This is a genomic window from Streptococcus mitis (assembly GCF_022137125.1).
Classification (GTDB): domain Bacteria; phylum Bacillota; class Bacilli; order Lactobacillales; family Streptococcaceae; genus Streptococcus; species Streptococcus mitis_CE.
The window spans coordinates 211,628-224,181 of sequence record NZ_JAKNEQ010000002.1; the positions used below are offsets into that span (position 1 = coordinate 211,628).

At 40.5% G+C, this 12,554-nt stretch carries 10 protein-coding genes and 1 other RNA gene; 9 read left to right on the forward strand and 2 right to left on the reverse strand.

What is annotated here, in order from left to right; translation table 11 throughout:
- Positions 1 to 188: 188 nt before the first annotated feature.
- Positions 189 to 2,168: a peptide ABC transporter substrate-binding protein gene (locus L0P31_RS02990; protein ID WP_238095680.1), complete on the forward strand. Its 1,980-nt coding sequence runs from the start codon at positions 189 to 191 to the stop codon at positions 2,166 to 2,168.
- Positions 2,169 to 2,309: 141 nt separating this feature from the next.
- On the opposite strand, the gene pbp1a is transcribed toward L0P31_RS02990, so the two are convergent.
- Together pbp1a and recU are read right to left on the reverse strand one after the other, a co-directional pair.
- Positions 2,310 to 4,493: a penicillin-binding protein PBP1A gene (gene pbp1a, locus L0P31_RS02995; protein WP_238095682.1), complete on the reverse strand. Its 2,184-nt coding sequence runs from the start codon at positions 4,491 to 4,493 to the stop codon at positions 2,310 to 2,312.
- A complete protein-coding gene (recU, locus tag L0P31_RS03000; protein WP_120718976.1) occupies positions 4,490 to 5,086 on the reverse strand; it encodes a Holliday junction resolvase RecU in 597 nt (198 codons plus the stop codon). The genes pbp1a and recU overlap by 4 nt, the downstream gene beginning before the upstream one ends.
- Positions 5,087 to 5,152: 66 nt before the next feature.
- Here recU and L0P31_RS03005 point away from each other — a divergent pair, with 66 nt between their 5' ends.
- The 8 genes from L0P31_RS03005 (at position 5,153) to L0P31_RS03040 (ending at position 12,453) form a co-directional block, all read left to right on the forward strand.
- Positions 5,153 to 5,680: an SLOG family protein gene (locus tag L0P31_RS03005; protein ID WP_238095811.1), complete on the forward strand. Its 528-nt coding sequence runs from the start codon at positions 5,153 to 5,155 to the stop codon at positions 5,678 to 5,680.
- Between the two features lie 72 nt (positions 5,681 to 5,752).
- The gene (gene gpsB, locus L0P31_RS03010) at positions 5,753 to 6,082 is read left to right on the forward strand and encodes a cell division regulator GpsB (protein WP_000146534.1); all 330 of its coding nucleotides are present in this window, start codon (positions 5,753 to 5,755) and stop codon (positions 6,080 to 6,082) included.
- A 20-nt stretch (positions 6,083 to 6,102) separates the two neighbouring features.
- An RNA gene (rnpB, locus tag L0P31_RS03015) (RNase P RNA component class B) lies at positions 6,103 to 6,484 on the forward strand.
- A gap of 84 nt (positions 6,485 to 6,568) precedes the next feature.
- The gene (locus L0P31_RS03020) at positions 6,569 to 7,726 is read left to right on the forward strand and encodes a THUMP domain-containing class I SAM-dependent RNA methyltransferase (RefSeq protein ID WP_020903409.1); all 1,158 of its coding nucleotides are present in this window, start codon (positions 6,569 to 6,571) and stop codon (positions 7,724 to 7,726) included.
- Positions 7,727 to 7,738: 12 nt separating this feature from the next.
- Positions 7,739 to 9,148 (forward strand): cell division site-positioning protein MapZ, encoded by a 1,410-nt coding sequence (gene mapZ / locus L0P31_RS03025; RefSeq protein WP_238095684.1) that lies wholly within the window; start codon positions 7,739 to 7,741, stop codon positions 9,146 to 9,148.
- A 75-nt stretch (positions 9,149 to 9,223) separates the two neighbouring features.
- Positions 9,224 to 10,648 carry an NADP-dependent phosphogluconate dehydrogenase gene (gndA, locus tag L0P31_RS03030; protein WP_000158772.1) on the forward strand — a complete coding sequence of 475 codons (1,425 nt, stop codon included), beginning with the start codon at positions 9,224 to 9,226 and terminating at the stop codon, positions 10,646 to 10,648.
- A gap of 11 nt (positions 10,649 to 10,659) precedes the next feature.
- Positions 10,660 to 11,349: a response regulator transcription factor gene (locus tag L0P31_RS03035; protein ID WP_020903407.1), complete on the forward strand. Its 690-nt coding sequence runs from the start codon at positions 10,660 to 10,662 to the stop codon at positions 11,347 to 11,349.
- A gap of 99 nt (positions 11,350 to 11,448) precedes the next feature.
- Positions 11,449 to 12,453 carry a PspC-like choline-binding domain-containing protein gene (locus L0P31_RS03040; RefSeq protein ID WP_049500295.1) on the forward strand — a complete coding sequence of 335 codons (1,005 nt, stop codon included), beginning with the start codon at positions 11,449 to 11,451 and terminating at the stop codon, positions 12,451 to 12,453.
- The last annotated feature ends 101 nt before the right edge of the window (positions 12,454 to 12,554 follow it).

The window sequence follows — 12,554 nt, forward strand, 5'->3', positions numbered from 1 at the left end:
ACAAATCAAACTGCTTACAGAAATATGATTGATCATTCCTCGACTACCTAATGTAGTTGAGGTTTTTTGTTATTATTCATATTTTTGCAAACCTAATGTTTAAAAAATAATTTTCAAAAATTCTGAAAATTCTGTTGACAATGTTTGAAAAAGGGTCTATAATGGATAGAAAAACAGAGGAGAATACTATGAAAACAAGGAAAGTATTGGCTCTTGCGGGAGTGACTTTATTAGCAGCGGGTGTTTTAGCTGCTTGTTCTGGGGGCTCAGGCGCTAAAGGTGAGCAGACCTTTGCCTTTACCTACGAGACAGATCCAGATAATCTCAACTATTTGACAACCAGTAAGGCAGCTACTTCAAACATTACTAGTAACGTCATTGATGGATTGCTTGAAAATGATAAATACGGGAACCTTGTTCCTTCATTGGCAGAAGACTGGTCGGTTTCTAAGGATGGCTTGACTTATACTTATAAGATTCGTCAGGATGCCAAGTGGTACACGTCTGAGGGAGAAGAGTACGCTCCTGTTAAGGCTCAGGACTTTGTGACAGGTCTTAAATATGCAACAGATAAGAAATCACAAGCCCTTTACTTAGTACAAGATTCAATTAAAGGTTTGGACGCATATGCTAAAGGGGAAGTTAAAGACTTCTCTCAAGTCGGGATTAAAGCCCTTGACGATCAAACAGTTCAATACACTTTGAACAAACCTGAAAGTTTTTGGAATTCTAAAACAACCATGGGTGTGCTTGCGCCGCTCAATGAAGAGTTTTTGAACTCAAAAGGGGATGATTTTGCCAAAGCAACAGATCCAAGCAGTATCTTGTACAATGGTCCTTATTTGCTGAAATCTATTGTGGCTAAATCTTCCGTTGAATTTGCGAAAAATCCGAACTACTGGGATAAGGACAATGTTCATGTTGACAAAGTTAAATTGTCATTCTGGGATGGGCAAGATACCAGCAAACCTGCAGAAAACTTTAAGGACGGTAGCCTTTCAGCAGCTCGTCTCTTTCCAACAAATGCAAGTTTTGCAGAGCTTGAGAAGAGTATGAAAGATAATATCGTCTATACCCAACAAGACTCTACGACTTATCTAGTTGGTACAAATATTGATCGTCAGTCCTATAAATATACTTCTAAGACTAGCGACGAACAAAAGACATCTACTAAAAAGGCTCTCTTAAACAAGGATTTCCGTCAGGCTATTGCCTTTGGTTTTGATCGTACGGCCTATGCTTCACAAGTGAACGGTGCCAGTGGTGCAAGCAAAATTTTGCGTAATCTCTTTGTGCCACCAACATTTGTTCAAGCAGATGGGAAAAACTTTGGCGATATGGTCAAAGAAAAATTAGTAACCTATGGGGATGAATGGAAGGATGTTAATCTGGCCGATGCCCAAGATGGTCTCTACAATCCTGAAAAAGCCAAGGCCGAATTTGCGAAGGCTAAGTCAGCTTTACAGGCAGAAGGCGTGACTTTCCCAATTCACCTAGACATGCCTGTTGATCAGACAGCAACTACAAAAGTTCAACGTGTTCAATCTTTCAAACAATCGGTTGAAGAAACCTTGGGTACAGATAATGTCGTAATTGATATTCAACAACTACAAAAAGATGAAGTCTTGAATATTACCTACTTTGCTGAAACAGCAGCTGGGGAAGATTGGGATATTTCAGATAATGTTGGTTGGTCTCCAGACTTTGCGGATCCATCTACTTACCTCGATATTATCAAACCATCAGTTGGTGAAAACACTAAAACCTACTTTGGCTTTGATTCTGGTACAGATAATGCTGCAGCTAAGAAGGTTGGTCTGAACGACTATGAGAAATTGGTAACTGAAGCTGGAAATGAGACAATAGATGTAGCAAAACGTTATGATAAGTATGCTACAGCCCAAGCTTGGTTGACAGATAGTGCCTTGATTATTCCAACAACATCACTCACTGGTCGCCCAATCTTGTCTAAGATGGTACCATTTACGATGCCGTTTGCCTTCTCTGGTAACAAGGGGACAAGCGATCCGCTCCTATACAAATACTTGGAACTTCAAGACAAGGCAGTCACTGTGGATGAATACCAAAAAGCTCAAGATAAATGGATGAAAGAAAAAGAAGAATCCAATAAAAAAGCGCAAGAAGAACTTGCAAAACATGTGAAATAAGATAAAAAGAAGTTAGTTATTCGCTAACTTCTTTTGGTTTATCGAAAATGAGTTGAAACCTCTCTTCACTTTCAAAGATTATGAAACTAATTTTTTTGTAGAAAAAATCCTGAGTTTTTATTCTCAGGATTTTCTTTCATCTCACTGTTGTGGTTGTTGAACTTGTGGATTTTGTGGCGTTGGTTGTACTGGTTGTGTCGGTTGAACAGCCTGGCCAGCTTGTCCTTGATTAGGATCAGTTGCTGGAGCATTATTGGGTTGTTGACCAACCGTCGTACTTGCCTGTGTAGTTGAACTTTCAGCTGTTGTGCTTGGAGTTTCTACCGTTTGTGTTTGTTGTGTTGCTGAATTATTCCATGTGTTCTTCGCGTTGTTCTGGAAGACGAATTCTCCATTTCGGAACAGGCCGTCTGGCATCGTCCAATCTCCAGGTTGATCATCTTCTGATAGATACGATATCATTGAGCGATAAACCTTAGCAGCAACTAGGAAACCATCTCCAACGATTGGAGTTAAACGATTTGAGTAACCAGTCCATACAGCCATAGAATACTTACGAGTATAACCTACAAACATTTCATCTGGAGCTACGTAGCCAGTGTTCTTGATATACTTTTCAATTTCGTCATCAGTATAGTTAGAAGTACCTGTCTTACCTGCTTGTGGAAGCCATGGTAGGTAAGCACCACGTCCGGTTCCGTAAGCTAAAACAGTTTTCATCATTTCGGTCATCATATAGGCAGTAGTTTCTTTCATAGCTCGTGTACCAGCATCAGAAAATTCTTTTTCACTACCATCACTGAAGACGATTTTATTGATATACATTGGTTTGTGGTAAATACCACCATTAGCAAAGGCGGCATAAGCAGCAGCCATTTTTTCACTACTTGCACCGTACTGTTTGTTGGATTCAGTTGTGTTACTTGAAATGGCGTTTGCATAATGCATGCTTGGATAGTCGATACCCAGACCATTAAGGAAGGTTTTAGATCTATCTAGACCGACCTTATTCAAAGTCTCAACGGCTGTGACATTTCGTGATTGTTGGAGTGCATACTGAATTGTAATATTCCCAAAGTAACCATGATCCCAGTTGTAGACAGGAGTATCAGTACCAGGATAGTTATAAGGAACATCATGTACAATAGAAGCAGTAGAGTCATAGACTCCATATTCTAAAGCGGGAGCATAGTCAGTGATTGGTTTCATAGTAGAACCCCAGTCACGGTTGGTTTCAACGGCTTGGTTGATTCCAAAAGATACATTACTTGATTGGTGACGGGCCCCTAACTGAGCAATGACTTTACCATTCGTTACATCCACGATAGTGGAAGCTACTTGAAGTTCATCATCTGGATAAGCAACGTACTCATCTGTATTGTATACATCCCAAAGTCTCTGTTGAACATTTTTGTCGACATTAGTATAGACTTCCATACCTGTGGTAAGAAGGTTGTAGCCCGTTTCTTGTTCGACTTGGTCGATTACTTCTTTGAGGTAGTTGTCCATATAGGCTGGGTAACTATTGGCTGACTTCAAGCTTTGAAGACCGTCAGTGATAGGCGTATTAATAGCTTTTTCGTAATCTTCTGCACTGATATACTTCTGTCCCTTCATTTCTGAAAGTACCAAGTTACGACGCTCTAGAGCAGCTTCTGGATGGGAATATGGATCATATTGGTTTGGTGCTTGAGGCATTCCGGCTAGGAGTGCTAACTGTGGCAAGCTTAAATCCTTCAAGTCTTTTCCATAGTAATTTTCGGCTGCGGTTTGCATTCCATAGTTACCGTTAGACATGTAGACTTTGTTGATGTAGTAGGTCAGGATTTCTTGCTTGGTTGCTTTTTGCTCTAATTGAACGGCTAGCCAAGCTTCTTGGGCTTTACGTGACAAGGTTTGATCGGCAGTTGAAGTAGAGAAATAAGTTAATTTAATCAATTGCTGAGTCAAGGTTGAAGCCCCTTGGAGCCCTCCTTTCCCTTGGAGGTTTCTCAATGCCGCCCCCATGATACGAATGGTATCAACACCTCTATGATCAAAGAAACGGTGGTCTTCGATAGACACGATGGCCTTGACCAAGTCAGTAGGAATTTCATTTGCTTGGGCATTTACGCGACGTTCAGATCCAAGGTCAGCAATCAGTTCGTTTTTATTGTCATAAATCTTGCTAGAGGTTGTCGCAACTAATTTACTTTCAGATAAGGCTGGAGCCTTGCTAACAAAGTAGAGGAAGATACCTCCACCCAATAGAAATAATGCGATAAATAAGGTAAGAAATGTAATTCCAATATACTTTAAGAATCGCAGAATAGTTTGTTTATTCATCTTGTTTTACCACCTAGTAAATGTTCTTTGATAATATCGAGATAGGGAATTTGAGGGAAAGCTCCTTGCTTTATTAAATATCCGTATTCTTTGATATATCCAAGTGGCATTGATTTTTGGCCCTTATCTTGATGATAAAAGCGAATCAAATCAAGTGCCGGCAACAAATAAGTTTCTTGTCGAGAAGAAAAATGAAGCAGTACGAAGCAAATGCCCTGCTGTTCTAGAACTTGTTCCATATGTTGAATCTGGTGAAGATGGAAGTTCTTCATTGGGATAGCATTTTTTTGCCGCGTTTCCTTGGCTTCAAAGTCAATGTAATGTCCTCTATATACGCCAGAGTAATCTGTTGTGGAAGCTTGTCTAAAATAGGCTTCTACAATCTTGGCTCGACTACGTTGAGGATAGTCTACTCGAACGATTTGAACAGGCGTTGGTTTTTTATGGATAACTGCCATACCATGCGTCAGATAGTAGTCGTTTGTAGCGTTAATCATCTTTTCAAAAGTCATTCCTCGATTTGCGAAATTTTTTGGTTGAGAAATGGATGTTTGGCTTTTTTTTGATGAAATTTTATGAGGATAGTTGACCATATTTCTCCTTATTGGTACAATAACATCACTCTATTATACCATAAAAATAGAAAGAAAGGTGTAAAAATGACTACAGCTTTAATTATGGGATATTCTAATTTTGACTTGGATTTGTTTAATGAAAAAGATATCAGGTTAAAAATTATAAAGAAAGCCATTCGCCGTGATTTAGAAAGTTTAGCAGAAGAAGGGATTAAATGGCTGGTCTTTACAGGAAACTTGGGATTTGAATCTTGGGTGCTGGATGTCGCAAATGAAATGAAAGAAGAATATGGTTTCAACCTAGCGACCATTTTTGATTTTGAAACACACGGGGAAAATTGGAATGAAGCGAATCAGCTTAAACTTAGCCAATTTAAGCAGGTCGATTTTGTCAAATATGCCTATCCTAAATATGAACATATGGGGCAACTACGAGACTACCAACGATTTTTGCTGGAAAATACTGACTTAGCTTATTTTTTCTATGACCCAGAAAATGAGACCAAATTAAAATTTATAGACAATTTGATGAAAAATCAGGAAGGTTATCGTATAAAAAGGCTAACCTTTGAAGGCCTAAATGAGCTGGCAGAAAATTTTTCTGAAAAGTAAGGCTTTGACCTTGATTTTTGTTTGCCTTTTTTTATATAATAATACTATTAGAAACCGAGAATGGAGAGAGAAATGGCAAGTATTATTTTTTCAGCAAAAGATATTTTCGAGCAAGAGTTTGGACGTGAAGTCCGTGGATATAGTAAGGTTGAAGTTGATGAATTTTTGGACGATGTCATCAAGGACTACGAAACTTATGCTGCCTTAGTCAAGTCTCTCCGTCAAGAAATTGCAGAGTTGAAGGAAGAATTGTCTCGTAAACCTGAATCTGCACCGGTTCAAGCAGAACCACTTGAAATGACAGCAACAACTTCTATGACGAATTTTGATATTTTAAAACGTCTAAATCGTCTTGAGAAAGAAGTATTTGGCAAACAAATTTTGGATAACTCTGATTTATAAGAGTGTATTTGAAAAGTGCAATTTTTGGATAATCGCGTGAGGAGAATTTCTTTTCATGAGGAAAGTCCATGCTAGCACAGGCTGTGATGCCTGTAGTGTTTGTGCTAGGCGAATCCATAAGCCTAGGGACGAGAGATCGTTACGGCAGTCGAAATGGCTAAGTCCTTGGATAGGCCAGAGTAGGCTTGAAAGTGCCACAGTGACGGAGTCTTTCTGGAAACAGAGAGAGTGGAACGCGGTAAACCCCTCAAGCTAGCAACCCAAATTTCGGTCGGGGCATGGAGTACACGGAAACGAACGTAGTACTCTGACTGCTATCAGCTGTAAGTTGTTAGTGGTAGACAGATGATTATCGAAGGGAGTGGTCCTAGTCACTTCTGGAACAAAACATGGCTTATAGAAAATTGCATATAGGTTGGGGCTGAGAAAACTTTCTCAACCTCATTTTTTAAAGTGGACATACAGAAAGGTCTTATAAGACTGAAAATGAAAAAAGAATTTAATTTAATCGCTACTGCTGCAGCTGGTCTTGAGGCTGTCGTTGGTCGTGAAGTGCGAGAGTTGGGCTACGATTGTCAAGTTGAAAACGGACGTGTTCGTTTTCAAGGAGATGCGAAAGCCATCATCGAAACCAACCTCTGGCTTCGAGCGGCAGACCGTATCAAGATTATCGTAGGAACTTTCCCAGCTAAGACTTTTGAAGAGCTCTTTCAGGGAGTTTTCGCTCTAGATTGGGAAAATTATTTACCACTTGGAGCTCGATTTCCGATTTCAAAAGCCAAATGTGTGAAATCTAAACTACACAATGAACCCAGTGTTCAGGCTATTTCAAAGAAGGCCGTTGTTAAGAAATTGCAGAAACACTACGCCCGCCCAGAAGGTATTCCTCTGATGGAGAATGGCCCAGAGTTTAAGATTGAGGTTTCTATTCTCAAAGATGTAGTAACTGTCATGATTGATACGACAGGGACTAGCCTCTTTAAACGTGGCTATCGTACCGAAAAAGGTGGGGCTCCTATCAAGGAAAACATGGCAGCAGCTATTTTGCAACTCTCTAACTGGTATCCAGACAAACCCTTGATTGATCCGACCTGTGGTTCAGGAACTTTCTGTATCGAGGCAGTTATGATTGCTAGAAAGATGGCTCCTGGTCTTCGTCGCTCCTTTGCTTTTGAGGAATGGAACTGGATTAGCGATCGCTTGATCCAAGAAGTTCGTACTGAAGCAGCTAAGAAAGTGGATCGTGAGCTTGAGCTAGATATCATGGGCTGTGATATCGATGCTCGCATGGTGGAAATTGCTAAGGTCAATGCTCAGGCAGCAGGGGTTGCAGGAGATATTACCTTTAAGCAGATGCGCGTGCAGGATTTGCGTTCTGATAAAATCAATGGAGTGATTATCTCTAACCCGCCTTATGGGGAACGCTTGTCAGATGATGCAGGGGTTACCAAGCTTTATGCTGAGATGGGTCAAGTATTTGCACCGCTGAAAACGTGGAGCAAGTTTATCTTAACCAGTGATGAAGCCTTTGAGACCAAGTACGGTAGTCAGGCGGATAAGAAACGGAAGTTGTACAACGGAACTTTAAAAGTTGATTTGTATCAATATTTTGGTCAACGTGTTAAACGTCAGGAAGTAAAGTAGGAAGGAAAACTCATGAGTAAGAAAAGACGGAATCGTCATAAAACAGAACATAAAGAAGCGCAATTTGATTTTGATGATGCCAAAGAGCTAACGGTTGGAGAAGCCATGCGAAAAAATGAAGAGGTGGAAGCAGGTGTGTTGCCTGGAGATTCTATCTTGGACAAGTATGTGAAACAACATAAAGATGAAATTGAGGCAGATAAGTTTGAAACACGTCAGTTTAGCAAGGATGATTTAGTTGAAAAAGAAGAGGTAGAGGAGACTCAGACTCTGGATAATTTGCTTCAAGAGCTTCGTGAGGAAACAGGAGTAACTTCTCCAGCTCCAGAAGATGAATTGCGTCAGTTTGATGATTTAGAATTAACACGAGTTTCAGAAGCTCCTCTTGTCGAAGAATTTGAGAAGGAAGAGGTACCATTAGTTGGAACGGAAGAGGCTCTCACGCGTTCTCGAGTCACAGATAGTGAAGATGGAAAAAGTAAGAAGAAATGGGTGCTTTACGGTATTCTAGCAGCCTTAGTGGTTCTTATCCTTGGAACTGGTTATTATGTTTATCGTCAAGTGGATCGTTCGACCAAGGAAATCCAGACTTCTCAATCCACTACAAACACGCAGTCAGATGCAGAAGAATTCAATAATTTATATGATGCCTTCTATACAGATAGCAACAAAACGGCTTTGAAGAATAGTCAGTTTGATAAGCTGAGTCAACTGAAAACCTTGCTTGATAAGCTAGAAGGTAGTCGTGAATATACGCTTGCAAAATCTAAGTATGATAGCCTAGCAACTCAAATCAAGGCCATTCAAGATGTCAATGCTCAATTTGAGAAGCCAGCTATTGTGGATGGTGTCTTGGATACTAACGCTAAAGCTAAATCGGATGCTAAATTTACAGATATTAAAACTGGAAATACGGAGCTTGATAAAGTTCTAGATAAGGCTATCAGCCTTGGTAAGAGCCAGCAAACAAGTTCTTCAAGCTCAAGTTCAAGTGAAACTAGCAGCTCAAGCTCTCGTCAAGCAAGCGAAAATACTGCTAGTGAGACAAGTCCAAGTAGTTCAAATGCTGCATCAACTGAAACTAGAAGTACCCGCAGTGAAGTCAATATGGGTGTATCAAGTGCAGGAGTTGCTGTTCAAAGAAGTGCGAGTCGTGTTTCTTATAACCAGTCTGCTATTGATGATAGCAATAATTCTGCCTGGGATTTCGCGGATGGTGTCTTAGAACAAATTCTAGCGACTTCACGTTCACGTGGTTATATCACTGGTAACCAATATATCCTTGAACGTGTTAATATCGTTAATGGCAATGGTTATTACAACCTCTACAAGCCAGACGGAACCTATCTCTTTACCCTTAACTGTAAGACAGGATACTTTGTTGGAAATGGTTCTGGACATGCGGATGACTTGGACTACTAAGCAGTCGTTACAAAATTCTTTCTTTTCAAAAGTAAAAATGATAAAATAAAACAAATTAAACAAGAGGAGTGTCACATGACAAAAGCTAACTTTGGTGTCGTAGGTATGGCCGTAATGGGTCGTAACCTTGCCCTAAATATCGAATCTCGTGGTTATACAGTTGCCATTTACAACCGTAGTAAAGAAAAAACAGAAGACGTAATTGCCTGCCATCCTGAAAAGAACTTTGTGCCAAGCTATGACGTTGAAAGCTTTGTAAACTCAATCGAAAAACCTCGTCGTATCATGCTGATGGTTCAAGCTGGACCTGGTACAGATGCAACTATCCAAGCTCTTCTTCCACACCTTGATAAGGGTGATATCTTGATTGATGGAGGAAACACTTTCTACAAAGATACCATCCGTCGTAATGAAGAACTAGCAAACTCAGGGATCAACTTTATCGGTACTGGAGTTTCTGGTGGTGAAAAAGGTGCCCTTGAAGGTCCTTCTATCATGCCTGGTGGACAAAAAGAAGCCTACGAATTGGTTGCGGATGTTCTTGAAGAAATCTCAGCTAAAGCACCAGAAGATGGCAAACCATGTGTGACTTACATCGGTCCTGATGGAGCTGGTCACTATGTGAAAATGGTCCACAACGGTATCGAGTATGGTGACATGCAATTGATTGCAGAAAGCTATGACTTGATGCAACACTTGCTTGGCCTTTCTGCAGAAGATATGGCTGAAATCTTTACTGAGTGGAACAAGGGTGAATTGGACAGCTACTTGATCGAAATCACAGCTGATATCTTGAGCCGTAAAGATGATGAAGGTCAAGATGGACCAATCGTAGACTACATCCTGGATGCTGCAGGAAACAAAGGAACGGGTAAATGGACTAGCCAATCAGCTCTTGACCTTGGTGTGCCATTGTCACTCATCACTGAGTCAGTATTTGCTCGCTACATCTCTACATACAAAGAAGAGCGTGTGCATGCTAGCAAGGTCCTTCCAAAACCAGCTGCCTTCAAATTTGAAGGAGACAAGGCTGAGTTGATTGAAAAGATCCGTCAAGCCCTTTACTTCTCAAAAATCATTTCATACGCACAAGGTTTTGCTCAATTGCGTGTAGCTTCTAAAGAAAATAACTGGAACTTGCCATTTGCAGACATCGCATCTATCTGGCGTGATGGCTGTATCATCCGTTCTCGTTTCTTGCAAAAGATTACAGATGCTTACAACCGTGATGCAGATCTTGCCAACCTTCTTTTGGATGAGTACTTCTTGGATGTTACTGCTAAGTACCAACAAGCAGTGCGTGATATCGTAGCTCTTGCGGTTCAAGCTGGTGTGCCAGTGCCAACTTTCTCAGCAGCTATTACTTACTTTGATAGCTACCGTTCAGCTGACCTTCCAGCTAACTTGATCCAAGCGCAACGTGACTACTTTGGTGCCCACACTTACCAACGTAAAGACAAAGAAGGAACATTCCACTACTCTTGGTATGACGAAAAATAAGTAGGTCTGCCATGGGGAAACGGATTTTATTACTTGAGAAAGAACGAAATCTAGCTCATTTTTTAAGTTTGGAACTCCAAAAAGAGCAATACCGAGTTGATCAGGTTGAGGAGGGGCAAAAGGCCCTCTCCATGGCTCTTCAGACAGACTATGACTTGATTTTATTGAATGCTCGTCTGGGGGATATGACAGCCCAGGATTTTGCAGACAAGCTGAGTCGGACTAAGCCAGCCTCAGTGATCATGGTCTTGGACCATCGCGAAGAATTGCAAGATCAGATTGAGGCAATCCAACGCTTTGCCGTTTCTTACATCTATAAGCCGGTTATTATTGACAATTTGGTGGCCCGTATTTCAGCGATTTTCCGAGGTCGGGACTTTATCGACCAACACTGTAGTCAGATGAAGGTTCCAACGTCTTATCGCAATCTGCGTATGGATGTAGAACATCATACCGTTTATCGTGGCGAAGAGATGATTGCTCTGACCCGTCGTGAGTATGACCTCTTGGCTACTCTTATGGGAAGCAAGAAAGTTCTGACTCGTGAGCAGTTATTGGAAAGTGTTTGGAAGTATGAAAGTGCGACCGAAACAAATATCGTGGATGTCTATATCCGTTATCTACGTAGCAAGCTTGATGTAAAAGGTCAAAAAAGCTACATTAAAACCGTGCGTGGTGTCGGTTACACCATGCAAGAATAGAAAAGCAGTTGCAGTTATGTAACTGCTTTTTTGAGGGGTGTTCTATATATTGACATGCGATTTTGTATTTGCTACAATCAGCTATGGAGGATAAGTCTAATGAAAATCATAAAAAAATTGATGCAAATTGCATTAGCAGTCTTTTTCTTCGGTTTGCTAGCAACAAGTGCAGTACTGGCGGATGATGCTGATTCAGAAGGCTGGCAATTTGTCCAAGAAAATGGTAGAACCTACTACAAGAAGGGTGAGATCAAAGAAAAGGCCTGGCGAGTTATTGATGGCAAGACCTATTATTTTGATTATGTATCAGGAGAAATGGTTGTCGGCTGGCAATATATCCCGTTTCCATCTAAAGGTAGTACAATTGGTCCTTACCCAAATGGTTTAAGATTAGAATCTATGCCAATGCCACAATGGTATTACTTTGGTCAAGATGGGGTTCTTCAAGAATTTGTTGGCAAGCAAGTTTTAGAGGCAAAAACTGCTACAAATACCAACAAACATCATGGGGAACAATATGATAGTTCAGCAGAGAAACGAGTCTATTATTTTGAAGATCAACGTAGTTATCACACTTTAAAAACTGGTTGGGTTCATGATGAGGGACACTGGTATTATTTACAGAAGGATAGTGGCTTCGATGCTCGTATCGACAGTTTGATGGTTGGAGAGCTAGTGCGTGGTTGGACCAATGATAACTCAACTTGGTACTATCTAGATCCAATAACAGCTACAATGCAAACTGGTTGGAAACAACTTGGCAATAAGTGGTACTACTTCCGTTCATCAGGTGCAATGGCAACTGGCTGGTATCAAGAAGGCTCAACTTGGTATTATTTAGACCAGTCAAATGGTGATCTGAAAATTGGTTGGCAAAACCTTGGTAACAAGTGGTACTATCTCCGTTCATCAGGAGCTATGGCAACTGGTTGGGTGAAAGATGGTTCAACTTGGTACTACCTAAATGCAAGTAATGGAGATATGAAGACAGGTTGGTTCCAGGTCGGTAGTAAATGGTACTACGCTTATAGCTCAGGTGCTTTGGCAGTGAATACGACCGTAGATGGCTATTCTGTCAATTATAATGGCGAATGGGTTCAATAATGAAAGAGGCGATTGTGAAGGAAACAATCGCTTTTTTTGTGAAAATATAATAAAATAGATAGGAGAGAATAAATACTTGTAGAAAAAAATAATACTCTTCG